This is a genomic window from Rheinheimera riviphila (assembly GCF_004005945.1).
In the GTDB taxonomy this organism is placed as follows: domain Bacteria; phylum Pseudomonadota; class Gammaproteobacteria; order Enterobacterales; family Alteromonadaceae; genus Pararheinheimera; species Pararheinheimera riviphila.
This window is the reverse complement of sequence record NZ_SACS01000011.1, coordinates 72,025-90,049: the sequence shown is the minus strand read 5'-3', so window position 1 is coordinate 90,049 and position 18,025 is coordinate 72,025. Positions and strand designations below refer to the sequence as shown.

General features: G+C 48.8%; 17 protein-coding genes. 4 read left to right on the top strand and 13 right to left on the bottom strand.

Annotated elements, in window-relative coordinates; all coding sequences use genetic code 11:
• Positions 1 to 7: 7 nt before the first annotated feature.
• Positions 8 to 778, bottom strand: a complete 771-nt coding sequence (pomA, locus tag EOE67_RS11470; RefSeq protein WP_127699217.1) for a flagellar motor protein PomA — start codon at positions 776 to 778, stop codon at positions 8 to 10.
• 190 nt (positions 779 to 968) lie between these two features.
• On the opposite strand from pomA, the gene xseB reads away from it, so the two are divergent.
• From xseB to dxs, 3 genes are read left to right on the top strand one after another with little or no spacing between them, the layout of a single operon-like run.
• Complete coding sequence (xseB, locus tag EOE67_RS11465; protein ID WP_127699216.1) at positions 969 to 1,214, top strand: exodeoxyribonuclease VII small subunit; 246 nt, start codon at positions 969 to 971, stop codon at positions 1,212 to 1,214.
• The gene (gene ispA / locus EOE67_RS11460) at positions 1,168 to 2,103 is read left to right on the top strand and encodes a (2E,6E)-farnesyl diphosphate synthase (protein WP_127699215.1); all 936 of its coding nucleotides are present in this window, start codon (positions 1,168 to 1,170) and stop codon (positions 2,101 to 2,103) included. The genes xseB and ispA overlap by 47 nt, the downstream gene beginning before the upstream one ends.
• 14 nt (positions 2,104 to 2,117) lie before the next feature.
• On the top strand, positions 2,118 to 3,983 hold the full coding sequence (gene dxs, locus EOE67_RS11455) for a 1-deoxy-D-xylulose-5-phosphate synthase (RefSeq protein ID WP_127699214.1): 1,866 nt from the start codon (positions 2,118 to 2,120) through the stop codon (positions 3,981 to 3,983).
• A gap of 58 nt (positions 3,984 to 4,041) precedes the next feature.
• Here the strand turns inward: dxs and EOE67_RS11450 are convergent, their stop codons facing one another.
• The 10 genes from EOE67_RS11450 to glyA all read right to left on the bottom strand — a co-directional run bounded on the left by EOE67_RS11450 (position 4,042) and on the right by glyA (position 14,416).
• Complete coding sequence (locus EOE67_RS11450) at positions 4,042 to 7,086, bottom strand: ligand-binding sensor domain-containing protein (RefSeq protein WP_127699213.1); 3,045 nt, start codon at positions 7,084 to 7,086, stop codon at positions 4,042 to 4,044.
• Between the two features lie 24 nt (positions 7,087 to 7,110).
• On the bottom strand, positions 7,111 to 7,587 hold the full coding sequence (locus EOE67_RS11445; RefSeq protein WP_127699212.1) for a phosphatidylglycerophosphatase A family protein: 477 nt from the start codon (positions 7,585 to 7,587) through the stop codon (positions 7,111 to 7,113).
• Positions 7,587 to 8,546 carry a thiamine-phosphate kinase gene (gene thiL / locus EOE67_RS11440; protein ID WP_127699211.1) on the bottom strand — a complete coding sequence of 320 codons (960 nt, stop codon included), beginning with the start codon at positions 8,544 to 8,546 and terminating at the stop codon, positions 7,587 to 7,589. The genes EOE67_RS11445 and thiL overlap by 1 nt, the downstream gene beginning before the upstream one ends.
• Positions 8,547 to 8,574: 28 nt before the next feature.
• On the bottom strand, positions 8,575 to 8,988 hold the full coding sequence (gene nusB / locus EOE67_RS11435; protein ID WP_127699210.1) for a transcription antitermination factor NusB: 414 nt from the start codon (positions 8,986 to 8,988) through the stop codon (positions 8,575 to 8,577).
• 9 nt (positions 8,989 to 8,997) lie between these two features.
• Positions 8,998 to 9,462: a 6,7-dimethyl-8-ribityllumazine synthase gene (gene ribH / locus EOE67_RS11430; protein ID WP_127699209.1), complete on the bottom strand. Its 465-nt coding sequence runs from the start codon at positions 9,460 to 9,462 to the stop codon at positions 8,998 to 9,000.
• A gap of 271 nt (positions 9,463 to 9,733) precedes the next feature.
• Complete coding sequence (ribBA, locus tag EOE67_RS11425; protein ID WP_127699208.1) at positions 9,734 to 10,843, bottom strand: bifunctional 3,4-dihydroxy-2-butanone-4-phosphate synthase/GTP cyclohydrolase II; 1,110 nt, start codon at positions 10,841 to 10,843, stop codon at positions 9,734 to 9,736.
• A gap of 32 nt (positions 10,844 to 10,875) precedes the next feature.
• Positions 10,876 to 11,526 carry a riboflavin synthase gene (locus tag EOE67_RS11420; protein ID WP_127699207.1) on the bottom strand — a complete coding sequence of 217 codons (651 nt, stop codon included), beginning with the start codon at positions 11,524 to 11,526 and terminating at the stop codon, positions 10,876 to 10,878.
• Positions 11,527 to 11,529: 3 nt separating this feature from the next.
• Complete coding sequence (ribD, locus tag EOE67_RS11415; protein WP_240652790.1) at positions 11,530 to 12,651, bottom strand: bifunctional diaminohydroxyphosphoribosylaminopyrimidine deaminase/5-amino-6-(5-phosphoribosylamino)uracil reductase RibD; 1,122 nt, start codon at positions 12,649 to 12,651, stop codon at positions 11,530 to 11,532.
• On the bottom strand, positions 12,652 to 13,104 hold the full coding sequence (nrdR, locus tag EOE67_RS11410) for a transcriptional regulator NrdR (protein ID WP_068066845.1): 453 nt from the start codon (positions 13,102 to 13,104) through the stop codon (positions 12,652 to 12,654).
• Positions 13,105 to 13,162: 58 nt separating this feature from the next.
• The gene (gene glyA / locus EOE67_RS11405; protein WP_127699206.1) at positions 13,163 to 14,416 is read right to left on the bottom strand and encodes a serine hydroxymethyltransferase; all 1,254 of its coding nucleotides are present in this window, start codon (positions 14,414 to 14,416) and stop codon (positions 13,163 to 13,165) included.
• A gap of 279 nt (positions 14,417 to 14,695) precedes the next feature.
• Between glyA and dinB the strand changes: the two genes are divergently transcribed.
• The gene (gene dinB, locus EOE67_RS11400; protein WP_127699205.1) at positions 14,696 to 15,751 is read left to right on the top strand and encodes a DNA polymerase IV; all 1,056 of its coding nucleotides are present in this window, start codon (positions 14,696 to 14,698) and stop codon (positions 15,749 to 15,751) included.
• Positions 15,752 to 16,161: 410 nt separating this feature from the next.
• On the opposite strand, the gene EOE67_RS11395 is transcribed toward dinB, so the two are convergent.
• Positions 16,162 to 16,374, bottom strand: a complete 213-nt coding sequence (locus EOE67_RS11395) for a cold-shock protein (RefSeq protein WP_031565533.1) — start codon at positions 16,372 to 16,374, stop codon at positions 16,162 to 16,164.
• A gap of 280 nt (positions 16,375 to 16,654) precedes the next feature.
• Positions 16,655 to 17,983: a DEAD/DEAH box helicase gene (locus EOE67_RS11390; protein WP_127699204.1), complete on the bottom strand. Its 1,329-nt coding sequence runs from the start codon at positions 17,981 to 17,983 to the stop codon at positions 16,655 to 16,657.
• Positions 17,984 to 18,025 lie beyond the last annotated feature (42 nt).

Here is an 18,025-nt window from a genome sequence, read left to right as displayed (position 1 = left end):
GAGCCTCCTATTCGCTGTCAACTTTGACTTCGCGTTTTTTCGACATCAGGTAATTACGCAGGATCCCTTCGATCACTTTCGGGTTTTGCCCATCCTGAATTCCCATCACTGCATCGAGAATTAACTGGTTATTGGTTTTTTCTTCTTCATTACGAATAGACATTTTGTCAGCAAGTGGCATACAGAGACAGTTGGCCTGTACCGCGCCATACAAGGTGGTCAGTAGCGCGACCGCCATTGCAGGCCCGATAGCTTTTGGGTCGGACATATTGGCTAACATCGCGACCAGACCGATCAGGGTACCAATCATCCCCATTGCAGGACCAAGATCACCTAACTGCTTAAAAACTGCGATATACACGCCATGGCGGTTGTAAGTCTGATCGATATCTTTTTCTAAAGTGCCGCGTACCACATCAGCGTCGTGGCCATCAACCAGCATATTGATACCTTTTTGCATAAAAGCATTCGGGATCTCGGCTTCTTCCAGCGCTAAAAAACCGCCTTTTCGGGCGGAGTCGGCCAGTTGAACGGCCTTTTCAATCAGTTCTTCCGCCGATTCCATTTTGAACATAAAGGCTTTGCCAGCCGCTTTAAAACTGCCGGCCAGTTGCGACAGGGTGAATTTCATAAAAACAACAGTGATACTGCCGCCAAACACGATCACAATAGATATAAAATCGTAGAACATCATGAGATCGCCGGCGGCACTCAGATACATTGCCCAGACCATCATCCCAATCGTGGCGACCAAACCTAAAATGGTTGCTAAATCCACAAAACTCTCCCGTTTAAAACGATGCTGAACAACGAATTTATCTTAGCTTATCGTGAGTTATCGACTAATAACATTTTTAGCTTAAATTAATTTCAACGGCACCGAGAATTTAGTTGCTACGTCAGCCATTCTGATTGACCATCACAGTCGGCTAAGGTAACTTTGCGCACTCTTATCAAAAGGTCGGGTTATGAGTAAAAAACAAGCAAATCCGCAGCAGTTTGAGCAAATGATCGCCGAACTTGAAACTATAGTGCAGCAGCTAGAACAAGGTGACTTATCCCTTGACGATGCTTTGGCACAATTTGAGCGCGGTATCGCCTTAACACGTGCCAGCCAGCAACAATTGCAGGCGGCGGAGCAAAAAGTACAAATTTTGTTGCAACCCAATGCACAAGAACAACTTACCCCCTTTGCCAGCCCTGCCGGAGAATAAGACGGTGGAAAGCTCATTAGCGCTTTATCAACAACGGGTTGAGCAAGTGATGGCGAAAGCATTAGCCGCGCAGCCGCTCACCGATCCAGAATTGCTGGCCGCAATGCAATATAGTTTGTTGTCTGGTGGTAAAAGAATTCGGCCGTTTTTAGTCTATGCCGTCGGCCAGATGCTTGGCGCAGAGCCACTGGATCTTGACGCTCCAGCGGCGGCCATCGAATGTCTACACACCTATTCGCTCATTCACGACGATTTACCGGCGATGGACGATGATGATTTACGTCGCGGCCGCCCAACCTGCCACAAAGCGTTTAATGAAGCGACCGCAATTCTGGCGGGCGATGCCTTGCAAGCGCTGGCATTTGAGCTGTTGAGTAACCATCCTTATCAACAGGTCGCTTACCCAAAACGCCTGCAAATGGTACAACAGCTGGCAAAACAATCAGGCTACAGCGGCATGTGCGGCGGTCAGGCGATCGATTTAGCCCATACCAACAAACAAATGACGGTCGAAGCCTTAGAAGCGATGCACCAGTTAAAAACCGGTGCTTTAATTGAATGCGCCGTGCAGATGGCCTGGCTGGCAAGTCCGGCGACAGCGTCAGCAGAGCTTGCTGCTCTGGTGCGTTACGCCCGCGCTTTAGGCCTGGCCTTTCAGGTACAAGACGATATTCTCGACATTGAAGGCGACACAGCTACACTCGGTAAACCGCAGGGGTCAGATCAACAAGCAAACAAAGCGACCTACCCATCCCTGCTTGGTCTGCCAGCAGCCAAAGCCAAGGCGCAGCAACTGTTTGCAGAAGCCAACGACGCTTTATCTGTGTTACCTTATGACACCCAACCACTCAGCGCATTTGCTCATTACGTAATTGCACGCAGCTTTTGACCAAGGTTCAGTATATGGCTCCCGACATTTTTGATTACCCACTTTTAGCCAAAGCCAATCTGCCATCCGACCTGCGTCAGATCCCGCAAGAGCAATTACCGAAACTCAGCCATGAGCTGCGTGATTATTTGCTGAAAACGGTGAGCCAAAGCAGCGGTCATTTTGCCTCAGGTCTTGGTACTATCGAACTGACAGTCGCGCTGCATTACGTCTACAACACTCCGTTTGACCGGCTGATTTGGGATGTCGGCCACCAGGCCTACCCACATAAAATTCTGACCGGCCGCCGTGAGCGGATGCCAACTATCCGCCAGCTCGATGGTTTGCATCCATTTCCATGTCGCGAAGAAAGCGAATACGATACTTTAACCGTTGGCCATTCCAGCACCTCCATTAGCGCCGCCCTTGGTATGGCCATCGCCGCCAAAGCCGAGCAAAAGCACCGTAAAGTGGTGGCCGTGATTGGTGATGGCGCTATTACCGCCGGGATGGCGTTTGAAGCGCTGAATCATGCCGGAGAAGTGAAACCGGATATGTTGGTTATTTTGAACGACAATGAAATGTCGATTTCAGAAAACGTCGGCGCATTAAACCGGTATTTTGCCCGCATTTTATCCGGAAACTTCTACACCAGCCTGCGTGAAGGTGGCAAAAAGATTTTAAGTGGTGTACCGCCGTTGCATGAACTGGCAAGCCGCGCCGAAGAACATTTTAAAGGCATGGTCACCCCAGGTACCTTTTTTGAAGAATTGGGTTTTAACTATATCGGCCCGATTGATGGCCATGATGTGGAAACGCTGGTCGATACCATCCGCAATATGCGGATGCTTAAAGGCCCGCAGTTACTCCACGTTGTCACCAAAAAAGGCAAAGGTTACGCACCGGCCGAACAGGATCCAATTGGTTATCATGCAGTCAGTAAATTCGACCCCAGCAGTACTTCGCAGCCGGCGAAAAAAGCTGGTAAACCAAGTTTTTCCAATATTTTTGGCAACTGGATTTGCGATATGGCGGCGCAGGATAACAAACTGCAAGCCATTACCCCGGCGATGCGCGAAGGCTCTGATTTAGTCCGGTTTTCGAAAACCTACCCCGATCGTTATTTTGACGTGGCCATTGCCGAACAACATGCCGTGACTTTGGCTGCAGGTATGGCGATTGATGGCTTAAAACCGGTGGTGGCGATTTATTCGAGTTTCCTGCAACGTGGTTATGATCAATTTATTCATGACGTTGCACTGCAAAACCTGAACGTGCTGTTTGCTGTTGATCGCGCCGGTATCGTTGGCGCTGATGGTGCTACTCACCAAGGCGCTTTTGATTTAAGTTACCTGCGTTGTATTCCGAATATTGTCATTATGGCGCCGTCCGATGAAAACGAATGCCGCCAAATGTTGTACACCGGCTATCAACATCAAGGTCCGGCAGCGGTGCGTTATCCGCGGGGTTCGGCCACTGGTATCGCACCTGCTGAGACCATGACGTTACTGCCAATTGGCCAAAGCCGGACTATTCGTCAGGGCGAAGGCATTGCCTTGTTGGTATTCGGAACTTTACTGCACAGCGCTGCCGAAGTGGCAGAGCAGCTGAATGCCACGTTGGTCGACATGCGCTTTGTGAAGCCGCTCGATTTGCCTTTGTTACAGAAGTTAGCAGCCAACCACCAAACACTGGTGACGATTGAAGACAATGCCATTGCCGGTGGCGCGGGTTCGGCTGTCAACGAAGCTGTGGCGGCATTGCGCTTGTCATTTTCGCTGTTAAATCTGGGATTACCGGATCAGTTTATCCGGCACGGCTCGCAAGAGCAGTTGTACGCAGAGCTGGGGCTGGATAGCGCTGGGATGTTGCAGCGGATCAAAGATTTTATCGCGCACTAACTAAATCAAAAGCCCAACTTGATGCAAAAGCCAGTCGCGACGAGCGACTGGCTTTTTATTAGCTTCTGGAAATTTTACAAAGCGTTAAATCAAACCAGGCCACACTGTCTGCCAGTAACTTCTCAATCTGCGCTTCGATGTGATTACTGTCTTCAAATTCAAACGCATCCACTTGATTATCAAACAAGATAGTTGCGACACCATTGCGGCCGGAATGCTTAACATGGAACAACGCCAGCTCGGCCAGTTGCAGTGACACTTCCCAGCCAATCAACTGCCCGCCTAATAATTCCAGTGGATACAGCGCATAGCCAATGGAACAATTCATCGGCACCGCCCGACCATCTGGCAATTGAAACGGCTCCAACGCCACCAGCTCGTTTAAGCGCAGGGCAAATTCTTTCACCAGATCTTGCGGTACATCGCGTAGTACCAGCATAAATTCTTCACCGGCGTACCGCACCACGTAGTCAGAGCCGCGGGTTTCTTTAATTAATAAACCGCTGATTTGTTGCAGTAAACTATCGCCTGCGCTGTTACCGTATTTGTCGTTGACCAGTTTAAAACCATCAATATCCAGATGAATAAGCGCAATACACTTGTTCTGCGCCAGCATCGAATCGCGGTTGCGCTGGTAATGTTCAATATCTTTGGGCAATTGTTCAAACATAAAGCGACGATTACGAAGTCCGGTCAGCGGATCTTTATGTGTTAATTGCGACAACTGCTCATTGAGTTCATTTAAGCGGAAATTGCTGTTTTCAAGCTCCTGCGTGCGCTGTTTCACCAGCTTGGTCAGTGAGTTCTCCCTAAGTTGGTTGTTACGCCGACCAAGCCAGAATAACCCGTATAAAATGATTAATGCCAATAACAGCCATAAACCGCGATAAATAGCGGTTTCATCAAACCGGCGCGGGATCACCAGCGTTAATTCAGTTTGTTGCGCCAAATCCCAGCTTTGGTTGTTTTGGCGGCTTTGTAATCTGAACTGATAACTGCCGGGTGGCAGATTGGTATAAATCGCCTCGCGGCGAGCGCCGACATGCTGCCAACCGGCGTCAAATCCGCTGAGCTGGTAACGGAACTCCAGCGCCGCCGTCGTTAAAAAATCGATGGCGGTGTAGCGTAAGGTCAAGTTTCGCTCGTCAATCGCCATCACCAACTTGTCTTGTTGTGGCTGCAGCAAATAATTCTGCGTTGACTGCACCTGCAACATCATCGGTTCGCTGTAGGTATTTAAGCCGGCTTTAAACGACAGTGGCACCGCCACCAATCCTTTTAACGTCGGATACCACAACTGCTGATCACGTCGCGCGACTTTGCTGTGGCCAACACCATTACAACAGCGTCCCGGCGCAGTACCAAGCTGGCGGTCATAAGGTGTCAACACTTGTTCAAACACTGCTTTATTTTGATCATGCCGGGCTAAATCGGCCGGGTGAAAGCGAAAAATTCCTTTGAGCGTGCTAGCCCAGACATAACCAGTTTGTTCATCGTCGTACAGACTAATCACCGGCTCAAAAGGTAAACCATTGGCCGTGTCAAATTGCAGCCACTTGCCGTCAAATTGCCGTACAAACAAACCATCATCGATGGTCGCCGCCAGCACCGAGCCATCTTTTAACCACAATAAACTACTGATGTAAGCGTGATACAACGGACTGCCAAGACCAATCCGTAGTAGTTTTTGTTGCTGGTACTGATAGCCGCCGCGGGTAGTCCCGATCAGCAATTTATCCTGCTGCTCTTCAATATAAGTAATGACTGTCGATTCAAGTTCGTTGTTAAAGGCAAAAGGAGTAAGTCTACCTTGCTCATACACAAACAAGCCGATCGCGGTCCCGATCCAATAACCGCCAGCGGCTCTGGGTTTCACCACCCGGCTTTTGACGCCGCGCAACAAAATATCAATCAGTTCCACCGCACCTGTTTGTGGCTGCCAGCGATAAACGCCACTGTCGGTGGCAAGCAACCAATGATCATTGTCCAGCTGCAGATCCTGCACTGTATTTAAATTACCGGCAAAATTTAGCTTTGCCGGGCGATACACATTGTCTTTGGATAAAAATCCCAAACCTTGTTGTAACGCCAGCAACAATTCGCCGTCAGGCGCTTCGACCACGCTTCTGACCACATCGTCCGGTTGCTCACGACCGACCACTCGTTTTATTTTGCCACGTGACGCCCGGTAGATGCCGTCGCCAAAACTACCAAGCCAGACGTTTTGTTGACGGTCCTGATAAATATCGGTAAACAAAGTAGAGCTGCCAAGTTCGTCACGGCTGATCACTTGCCAGTCCTGTCCCTGATGGCGATGAAATAATTCGCTGTAACCAGAGACCCAATCGCCGTTATGTTGGTCGCGGAACAATTTGTATACCGGGCTGGATTCTTGCCGCGGCAGTTTGCAGCGGACAATAGCGTCGTCTTCATCGACATGGAAATAACCTTGTTCGCTGGCCAGATGCATTTTGTTGTTGTGCCATAACAAGTCGTACACCGGATGTTGTGATAAATCGGCTGGCAAACTCAGCTTCTCCAGCTGGCCATTTTTGGCGATTTTATACAAATACTTACTGCTACTGACCCATATATGGTGTGGCGTGACTTCCAGTTGGTTGACCGGTTCTTTCACTTCCTCTACCCGACTGATCTGTCCTTCTTTAATTCGGAACAAATTATCCGCCGCGACCCAGATTTCATCCGGCGCCACTTCCACAATTGACGTCACTTCGCCAAGGATCGGATAACGGTCGAATTTTAAGGTGCTGGAGGTCACGCCGGATAAACCGGAGCGGGTGCCGATCCAGATATAGCCGCTGCTGTCGGTCAACAGACGGGTAATCACATTACTGATTAAATGGCGGCTGGTTTGTGACGTGAATACATCAAATTGATGACCATCAAACCGGTTCAGGCCGGTTAAAGTGCCAATCCAGAGGAAACCTTGTTGATCCTGCGTCAGCGCCCGGACTGAGTTGTTAGACAAGCCATCGGCGGCAGTCCATTGTTTGATATCATAATCATAAATTGATTGTGGCTGCGCTGAAGCATTGAGCGTAAGAAATGCGAAGCAAAACAAGCAGAAACGAGCAAAATGCATAGAAGCCTGCAACGGGTTCGGCGATTAAATCTGAAGTGGTAACCATACACTATGTAACAGGGCGCAGGCCAGTATTCCAGCGACAATATCATCCAACATCACACCAAAACCACCGTGCACATTGCGATCAAACCAGCGGATCGGCCAGGGTTTGGCGATATCCAGCAGTCGGAATAGCAGAAAAGCGACCAGCAAATTGGTCAGCGACAGCGGCACTGCAAACATGGTGATAGCAAAACCAATCACTTCATCCCAGACGATACTGCCATGATCGGCAGTGCCAATATCGCGGCTGACCACGTCGCAAAGATAAACACCGAGCAAAGTGCCCAGCACCACAAAAGCCGCAGCCCACCAAATGCCAAACGGCCACACCAGATACAGCAGCGGAATTGCAGCCAAAGTCCCGAAAGTGCCGGGCGCTTTTGGTGCAAGGCCGCTGCCAAAACCCAGCGCCAGCCAATGTTGCCATTTGGTGAGGTTAAACGGGTGTTGTTTCATCAGAAGTGCTGATAACCACTATGTTGATAAGTAAACGGCTGATCGCCCTGCTTTAATTCAAGCTTACCTGCAAGGCCAGTGATGCGGCCGATGCAGCTGATTGGCACACCATAAGGTGATAACAGCACTTCCAGAGAGCCGCGTTTATTTTCCGGCACCGTAAACACCAGTTCGTAATCTTCACCACCCGACAACGCGCATTGCAACGCGCTTTGCCAGTCACAGCTGTCTTTCAACGCTTGCGACATGGGGATTTTACTGACATCGACAATAGCACCTACTTTCGAGCGGTTGAGGATATGCGGCAAATCACCACACAGACCGTCGGAAATATCCATCGCACTGCTGGCGATAGTGCGAAGCGCTTGCCCTAATGCCACGCGGGCGGTCGGATAATGAAAGCGCTGCAAAATATGCGCGCGATGTTTTTTACTGACTTCAACCTGATTTTGCACCAGTTTTAAACCAAGGGCGGCATCGCCTAAAGTGCCGGTGACGTAAATATAGTCGCCGACTTTGGCGCCAGCACGGGTAATGGCTTTACCACGTGGCACAAAACCTTTGGCTATCACGGTCAGCGTCAAGGGGCCACGTGTCGTATCGCCGCCAATCAGCTGACAGTTGTAATAGTCAGCTGTTTCGCTTAAACCTTCAGCGAAAGCCTGCAACCAGGCATCTTCAACTTTTGGTAGCGTAATCGCCAGCGACAACCAGGCCGGTTCAGCGCCCATCGCGGCTAAATCGCTGACATTGACTGCGACCAGTTTGTGTCCGAGCGCTCTTGGGTCGACATCAGGGAAAAAATGTACCCCTTCCACCATGGTATCGGTGGTGACCACCAAATCAAAGCCGTCCCGCACCTGTACTACAGCACCGTCGTCGCCAACACCAATAACTACATCGGTCCGGCTGCGACCAGCCTGACTGAAACATTGTGCAATGAGTTCGAATTCGCCCATAAAAAAGCCGACTTTCGCCGGCTCTCCATCAATTTGGTCTGAGTAGCTTGACCGCTTTATCGAGGATGCCGTTGACGAACTTGTGACTGTCGTCGGCGGCGAAGGCCTTGGCCAATTCAATGGCTTCATTGATGACCACTTTGTAAGGGACATCAAGGCGGAATTTCAGCTCGTAAGCAGAAACCCGTAAAATAGCTTTCTCGACTAAATCAATTTCTTCAAACGGGCGATCAATAAAAGGTTTCACTGCTTCGTCCAGCACGGCGAAATTCACTGCAACACCACGCAGGATGTCCTGAAAGTAGCCGACATCCAGATGCTTGGTATTTTGTTCCAATAACAACTGTTGCTCTATATCACCAATTGGGTTCTTGCTGACTTGCCAGCTATAAACCCCTTGGACTGCCAGCGAACGAGACTGACGACGTGCATTTGGTTTCATCTAAAAATCCTACAGTTGTGCTAACACGTTAACCATTTCCAGAGCCGACATGGCAGCTTCACCGCCTTTGTTGCCCATTTTGGTGCCAGCACGTTCAATAGCTTGTTCAATGCTTTCAACAGTTAACACGCCAAAAGCCACTGGTACGCTATATTGCATCGACACTTGGGCGATACCTTTCACACACTCACCGGCGACGTATTCAAAATGCGGAGTACCACCGCGGATCACTGCGCCTAATGCAATGATGCCATCGTATTTGCCGCTGGCTGCTACTTTTTGCACTGCAAGTGGCAGTTCAAAAGCGCCAGGGATGCGAACGACTGTAATATCGTTTTCGGCGACATCACCAACCCGTTTCAGAGTATCAAGTGCGCCATCTAATAAACTTTCCACAATAAAGCTATTAAAACGTGCCACCACAATGGCAAACTTTTTACCCTTGGCGGCTAAACCTGCTTCAATTACTTGCATGAGTTATCCTCGATATGGTGGGAAGTTATACCCTTCATCCTTGAAGATTCGGGATATAGAAAAACTGTCGCTAAAAAGGCCGCATATGATAGCACAACAATAGCCGCATCCGACTAGTGTTTATACCCAAAATCATTGAAGATTCGGGTAGGCGGCAACTGAACAAATCCCCAGGAGCATAGTAGTCCTATGTGACTGGGGTTTGTGAAGGCGGCCAACAACCCCGAATCTTCAAGGATGACGGGTATATTCACAATTGCGGCCGTGCCGGTTATTCAGAGACGTAATCAACCACTTCAAGGCCAAAACCTGACAGAGCGTGATACCGCTTTGGCTGACTGAGCAAACGCATCTTACGCACGCCAAGACTTGCCAGAATTTGCGAACCCACACCGACGTTGCGAGACGTGCCTTTCCATGGTGCGGTGACTGGTTTTTCGCCTTTATCTTCAGCTTCGAAGTTCTGTACCGTCGTCATCAAATCTTCGGTGCTCTCGTGTTTACCAAGCAGCACCAGCACCCCGCCTTCTTCATTAATACGTTTCATCGCACTATGCAGTGAAAAGCTACGGTTCGCCGCACGATCGGCTAACAATAAATCGCTGAAGGTATTGTGCAAATGCACTCTGACCAGCGTTGGTTGTTCGGCGCTGATTTCGCCTTTGACCAGTGCAAAATGGATTTGATTGTCAATGGTGTCGCGGAAGGTGACTAAATCGAACTCGCCTACTTCGGTCGGTAATTTACAGGTCGCGACTTTTTCAATGGTGGTTTCGTGCAAGTTACGGTATTCGATGAGATCGGCGATGGTGCCAATTTTAACACCATGTTTGGCGGCAAATTTTTCCAGATCTGGCCGCCGGGCCATAGTGCCATCGTCATTCAGAATTTCCACAATCACCGACGCCGGTTCTAAACCAGCCAGCCGGGCTAAATCACAACCCGCTTCAGTGTGACCCGCGCGCACCAGCACACCGCCATCTTGCGCCATCAGTGGGAAAATATGGCCAGGCTGCACGATATCAGAAGCCTTTGCATCGCGCGCCACTGCAGCCTTCACGGTACGGGCACGATCGGCGGCCGAAATACCGGTGGTCACACCTTCTGCAGCTTCAATCGAGGCAGTAAAAGCCGTGGCGAACTGCGACTTATTCTTGTCGACCATCAGCTGTAAATTCAGTTGTTTACAGCGATCGCGGGTTAAAGTTAAACAAATCAGACCGCGGCCATAAGTCGCCATAAAGTTAATCGCATCAGGCGTCACATAATCGGCCGCCATCACCAGATCACCTTCGTTTTCACGGTCTTCGTCATCCATCAGAATGACCATTTTGCCGTTACGAATATCGTCGATAATTTCTGCCGGGGTATTTAATTGCATAACTCACCTTGGGTTATAAAGACGTTGCAGGCTCAGAGGAAGCCACGTTGTTGTAATAATTCCAGACTGACACCTTGTGTTGCCGGTGTCTGATGGCCTGTTAATAATCGTTCTAAATAGCGCGCTAACAAATCAACTTCCAGATGCACCTGACGGCCAGGTTGCAATGTCTGTAAGGTGGTGTGCTGCGCCGTATGCGGCACTATGGTCAGCCGGAATTCGTCACCGGTCAGTTCATTGACCGTCAGACTGACACCATCAATGGTAATCGAGCCTTTTTCGGCGATATATTTACTGAGGCTGGCCGGCATTTTGATGAAAATCTGCCAGGCACGGCCAGTTTTTTCGATGCGGCTGACAGTCGCCACGCCATCAACATGACCACTGACCAAATGTCCGCCGAGCCGGGTTGTTGGTAATAAGGCTTTTTCTAGGTTGATCAACTGACCAGTTTTGTAATGGCCGAATAAAGTTTTGGCCAGGGTTTCATTGGATAAATCGGCCTGAAACCAATCATTGCCAAAGGCAGTTACGGTCAGGCAAACACCATTACTGGCAATGCTATCGCCCAGTTTCACATCGGAAAAATCCAATGTACTGCTTTGAATTCGTAAAGAAAGATCGGTCGCGTGTGGCGAGAGTTGCACCAACACGCCGGTCGCTTCAATAATACCGGTAAACATCAGTTATTGTCCTTTAAGACGAGCTATCAAACGTAAGTCATCACCAATTTTGCTGACATCCTGCCATTGCCAGCGCGGGGCATCGCTGATGCTGCAAAAAACCGGTAACGGCAACATCGGCTGCGCATTTCGTCCGAGCAACATCGGCGCCTGATAAAGCACCAGTTCGTCGATCAATCCTTGGCTCCAGAACTGGCTCGCCAAATCACCACCCGCTTCCACCCACAACAGGTTAATGGCCTTGGAAGCTAACAAATCAAGTAATGCTTCTAAATCAAATCGTTGCTCGAGGTTTACTGGCAACTCAATACGTTGGACTTTCACAACGGCGCTGTCGATTTCTGGCAATTGTAGCCCAGTCTGATGAATTAAAAGAATATCGCCGCCGGTTGCAAACATCGGCTCTTTGCCGGTTAAACGCCCACGGCGGTCTAGAATAACCCGCAGCGGTTGACGGATTTGGCCATTTTCAAGTGGCGTTACTGCGACCGATCGCACATTGAGTAGCGCATCGTCCGCCAGTACGGTTTGCGCTGTTGATAAAATAGCGCAGCTTTGGGCACGCAGTAGCTGCACATCTTCGCGGGCTGCTGCGCCGGTCAGCCATTTACTTTCACCGTTTGAAAGCGCGATAGCGCCATCAACGCTGGCAGCCAGTTTTAACCGGACAAAGGGCCGCTGTGATTGCATTTTATGCAAAAAACCCGGATTCAAAGCGATGGCTTCGTCTTGCAACAATCCGCTTTCTACTTCAATTCCGGCATCCTGAAGCAATTTTACGCCGCTGCCAGCGACCAGCGGGTTCGGATCTAACATCGCAACGACAACACGCTTCACACCAGCGGCAATCAGCGCCAGCGCACAAGGTGGCGTTCGGCCATAATGACTGCACGGCTCTAGCGTGACGTAACAGGTTGCACCTGTTGCAAGCTCACCGGCCTGACGCAGGGCAAACACTTCAGCATGCGGCCCGCCTGCTTGCCGGTGATATCCTTCGCCGACAACCTTGCCATCTTTGACGATCACAGCTCCAACATTTGGATTGGGTGATGTCGTGAAACGGCCAAGGGCTGCCGATTCGATAGCACGATGCATATACTCTTGATCTAATTGAGTAAAACTCACTTACTCGTCCCCTAACCTGGCAATTTCTTCACCAAATTCACGGATATCTTTAAAGGAGCGATAGACGGATGCAAAACGAACATAAGCGACTTTATCCAGCTTAACCAGACCGTCCATGATGAGATGGCCTAGTAACTCACTTTGCACTTCCCGTTCGCCGGTCGCCCGTAATTGTGATTCAACCTGGCTGATCAGCAATTCGACCTGCTCCGTCGGCACCGGACGTTTTTCCAGGGAGCGCTGTAAACCACTTCTGAGCTTGTCTTCATTATAGGGTTCACGTGAACCATCGCGTTTGATAATGCGTGGCATCACCAGTTCGGCAGTTTCAAATGTGGTGAAGCGTTCATGGCAAGCGCCACACTCACGCCGCCGACGCACCTGATGGCCTTCGGCAACTAAACGGGAATCGATGACTTTAGTATCGTCGGCACGACAAAACGGACAAAACAAGGCGTTGTTCCTTAAAAAAATGGCCGCAATTGCGGCCATCATATCATTTAACGCTCAATCAACCATAGACCGGGAAACGGCCGCAAAGCTCAGTGACCTGACCTTTCACCCGTTCAACCACACCTTCATCGCCGAGGTTATCCAACACATCACAGATGTAATTGGCAACAATCCGGCTTTCAATTTCGCCAAAACCACGACGGGTAATGGCCGGTGTACCAATCCGCAGACCAGAAGTCACAAATGGCGAACGTGGGTCGTTTGGCACTGAATTTTTGTTCACGGTAATGTGAGCACGACCAAGTGCTGCATCAGCATCTTTACCGGTGATGTTTTTATCAATTAAATCTAATAAAAACAGATGGTTTTGCGTGCCACCAGAAACCACTTTATAGCCGCGGGCCTGGAATTCGTCACACATAGCCACAGCGTTTTTCAACACTTGTTGCTGATATACTTTAAATTCAGGCTGTAATGCTTCTTTAAATGCGACTGCTTTTGCCGCAATTACGTGCATTAATGGACCACCCTGACCGCCTGGAAACACCGCAGAATTGAGTTTTTTCTCAATTTCTTCGTTTTTACGCGCCAGAATTAAACCGCCGCGTGGGCCAGCTAATGTTTTATGCGTTGTGGTGGTCACAACGTCAGCAATAGAAATTGGGTTTGGATATAAGCCAGCAGCAACTAAACCTGCCACGTGCGCCATATCAACCATCAGATAGGCGCCAACTTTATCAGCGATATCACGGAACCGTTGCCAGTCAACAATACCTGAATAAGCTGAGAAACCCGCGATCACCAATTTAGGTTTGTGTTCCAGGGCTAAAGCTTCGGCTTGATCATAGTCAATCACGCCAGTTTCAGGGTGCAGACCATATTGAACCGCTTTGTACAATTTGCCAGATGAGCTGACATGAGCACCGTGCGTCAGGTGACCACCGTGCGCCAGGCTCATGCCTAGAATGGTGTCACCGGCATTTAATAACGCCAGGAACACAGCAGCGTTGGCTTGTGAGCCTGAATGTGGCTGGACGTTGGCATAATCAGCTCCAAACAACTCTTTGGCGCGGGAAACTGCTAAATCTTCTGCAACATCAACAAATTCACAACCGCCGTAATAACGTTTATGCGGGTAACCTTCCGCATATTTATTGGTCAGTTGTGAGCCTTGCGCTTCCAGCACCCGTGGGCTGCAGTAGTTTTCAGAGGCGATTAATTCAATATGTTGTTCCTGACGTACCGTTTCGTTCTGAATAGCCTGGGCTAATTCCGGATCAAAACCGGCGATGGTCATATCACGCTTTAACATGCTTACTCCTGCGGCGGCACAATGGCTGAATGTTGCGAATAAAGTAGCTAAAAAACTGGGCGCTATGATACATCGAAAAGTCGAAGGTTGCACTGATAAAATAGCCATCCATACATCTACTCCGAGTTGTATTTGTTCGCTATGAACTGGCAAGAGCAGTTGGTTATGTAAAGAATTTCATTCAGATCATTTACTTATCATTACGGCCTTGACAGGATTGAATGCAGCGGCAAATATACTGTATTAATATACAGCTACAAAGCCAAATGTGGTGGACGGATGCGTAAAATAATTCACATCGACATGGACTGTTTTTTTGCGGCCGTTGAGATGCGCGATAACCCTGCTTATCGTGATGTCCCGATTGCTATCGGCGGTAGCCGCAGCGAACGTGGTGTGATCAGTACCTGTAATTATCCGGCAAGAGCCTTCGGCGTGCGCTCGGCAATGCCTACCGGTCAAGCGTTAAAATTATGCCCGCAACTGGTGTTAATCGCCGGACAAATGGAAAAATACAAAGCAGCAAGTACCGAAATTCAGGCCATTTTTCATCGTTATACCGCTTTGGTTGAGCCATTATCATTAGACGAAGCCTATTTAGATGTTTCTGATTGTTCGATGTTTTCGGGGTCTGCAACCCTTATTGCTGAAGATATTCGCCGGACGATTTATGCCGAAACTGGCCTTACCGCTTCAGCAGGTGTTGCCCCAAATAAATTTCTGGCGAAAATTGCCAGTGATGAAAATAAACCAAATGGTCTGTTTGTGTTACCACCACAAAAAGTCGCCGCATTTGTCGAAAAATTACCGCTGCGAAAAATTCCGGGAGTTGGTCAAAAAACTTCCGAAAAATTAGCAAAATTGGGATTACATCTGTGCCGCGATATTCAGCATGCGGATTTACAGTTGTTGATCCGCGAATTTGGCAGTTATGCCGAAGTGCTTATCGAACGTAGCCAAGGCATCGATAACCGCCCTGTTGAAACTGAACGCGAGCGAAAATCCATCGCGGTGGAACATACCTTCAGTACCGATTTGAAGCTATTATCACAAGGCCAGCAATGGTTACAAGAGCTCTATACCAAGCTGCATCATCGGGTACAACGCTGCCAGGCGACTGATCAAATTCAGAAAATTGGTATCAAGCTCAAATTTCAGGACTTCCACCAGACCACCATCGAACGCCAGCATCATGAACTTAATTTTCCAATGCTGGAACAGCTACTGGATCAAGCCTGGCAACGCGGTGAAGGTAAAGCCGTGCGGTTGGTTGGTATTCATGTCGGCTTAAAAAATCCACAACAACAAGCGCAATTAGGTTTTAGCTGGGACTAAATATTCGCTAAGCGCACATTTCTCTTGTCGCACATCCGCGGACAATGATTGAACACCGATATAGTTTTGATTAGCTAGAGCGTGTTGACCTTTGGTGGATAGTTTTGCAGCAGTTTGGCTGGTTTTTTATGCAAGGCATCGCCCGCGATGTGCGCGGCACCCGGTGTGTTATTCTACATGAGCGGGCGATAACGCCGCAGAAAGGCCAGCCAAGCGCTGCCCGTAGGGTTCAATCGGGAGCCGCGTAGTTAGCTACTTTATTGGTGAGCAGGCGGCTCCCGATTGAACAAAACTCATACACCAAACGTCAACACGCTCTAAAACCAAGACAACAAATGACTTATTACAGGCAACAAAAAGCCGACTCGATGAGTCGGCTCTTTACAGAAACTTTGACTATATGCTGCTAATTAAGCAACTACAGTTACGTTCTCAGCCTGAGGACCTTTTTGGCCTTCAGTTACTTCGAAAGTCACTTTCTGACCTTCAACCAGAGTACGACGACCAGTGCCGTTGATTGCGCGGAAGTGAACGAAAACGTCTTTGCCGCCTTCACGCTCGATGAAACCAAAACCTTTATCTTCGTTGAACCACTTAACGGTACCGGAAATTAATTGTGACATAACATTCTCTTACTTTAACTAGATTTGCCATAAACTGGCGACTTAAATATTACCGGCCACGTTCGAGCTAGTACATATTACAACCCCATTATCAGTGAACCTAATAATCGGGTCAATAGGTATTGCTATCCCAACAGAAAATAAATTCCCTGCATACTGACCGCACCCACTGCTTGAAAGACTATCCTTTACAAACAATATGTTGCCATCACACTCGCTTAGTTTTTGAGCGGGCAACTTTTCGAGTGTAGCACCATTTAACGAATATAAAACAAGCAAATCAGATTATTTTTTGCTTTTTCTTAATTGGTGCAGAACCATCATCACCACCCAGAAAAAACTTCGGAGTTTTCTTAATTGTTACAGCTGTTTCTGAATTTGCACCGTCAGCTTTGACTGGTTTTGGCTTAGGTTTGGCTTTTGGCAACTTTTTAGTGACAGTTTCGGCCACTACTTTCACGCCATTAAACTTCGCTTTTAGTCCTTCGACTTCTGCCATTTCCAGCGGTCGGCGTAAAAACTGCTCAATCCGCACAAAACTGTCCCAGTCTTTTGGTCCAACCAATGAATAAGCCTGACCTTGCTGGCCAGCGCGACCGGTTCGGCCAATTCGGTGCACATATTCTTCCGGATGTTTTGGCATGTCAAAATTAATGACATGCGACACTTGGAGTAAATCAAGGCCGCGGGATGCGACATCCGTGGTGACTAAAACCTGATGTTTATTGGTGGCAAAAGCCTGCATCACCGCATTGCGCTGCGCCTGAGTCAACTTACCGTTTAAACCTACCGCAGCCAAACCAGCTTGTTGTACCACTAACGCCAGTCGGTCAGTGTCTTCGCGGGTCGCAGTGAAGATAATAAGCTGCTTAATATGTTCTGCTTTGAGGAAATGCTGCAGTAAATTTTCTTTGTGCTTTAAATTATCAGCGAAATAACAGCGCTGGCTGATATCTTTATGCGGATCGTAACCTGCACCAATGGCCACGCGGTACGGATCTTTTAATAATGACAAAGCCAGTTCATTGACATCGGCATGGTCAAGCGTGGCCGAAAACATTAGCGTCTGCCGCAACCGATGGTTGGCCGCTTTATGGATCGTATTCAGTTGTGGCATAAAACCTAAATCCAGCATTCGGTCCGCTTCATCCAGGATCAGCATTTCCAGACCTTGCAGGAAAAAACTCTTATGTTCCAGATGGTCAACCAAACGCCCCGGCGTGGCGACGATAATCTGCGGTTTACGCTTTAACAATTTTTCCTGATCGTTAAAATTTTCACCACCGACTATAAATGCGCAGGTCAGCCGGGTGTTGGCAACAAACAGTCGCAACTGGGCATAAATTTGCGAAGCTAATTCGCGGGTCGGTGCCAGAATAACGGCACGCGGGTCTTGTTGTGACAAAGGACGGCTTTTTAACATCCGCTGCATCATCGGCAGCAGATAAGCCAAAGTTTTACCAGATCCGGTTTTCGACGATACGATTAAATCTTTGCCCACCATCACTGCAGGAACGGCTTCCTGTTGGATCGGTGTTGGCTGGGTAAAGCCCAGATGCTCTATCGAACGGATCAGTCTGGGATCAAGTCTTAAATCACGAAATGGCAATGTCGGCACTCTTTATGTTGGATGTTATGTTGGATGTTGATT